The sequence below is a fragment of the Blautia wexlerae genome, assembly GCF_013300825.1.
Classification (GTDB): Bacteria; Bacillota; Clostridia; order Lachnospirales; family Lachnospiraceae; genus Blautia_A; species Blautia_A wexlerae_B.
Genome location: NZ_JAAIMY010000120.1, coordinates 1 through 319 on the forward strand (window position 1 = coordinate 1; position 319 = coordinate 319).

Sequence of the window (319 nt, forward strand, 5' to 3'; positions counted from 1 at the left end):
TCCATCGTTTTTTCAGACGGGTTGCCGGAGTCCGTTGCCGGGTTTTCACGCTCCCAGCCCTTTTGTCTGCCATATTCGGAAAACATTCTTGGGTTCGGGAAGTACCGCCAGCCGGTAATGCTCTGATTCATAATCTCGTTGATTTCCCGGATTTCCCATTGCTTCGGTTCGTCAAAGGCATGGTTCAAGGCTTCCTTGTAGAGCTGCTTGGAACAGACCATACTCCCGGTGTACTTATCAAGATACGCCTGTATCATTCCGGCTTTGGTGTCCTCCGGCATAAAATCCCGCTGGTGTTCTTTGAGATACCGCTGCATGG

The 319-nt window shown here is 50.8% G+C and carries 1 pseudogene; it reads right to left on the reverse strand.

Annotated features, from left to right (window positions below):
• Nucleotides 1-319: pseudogene (locus tag G4417_RS16700) on the reverse strand (virulence-associated protein E); the annotation flags it as partial.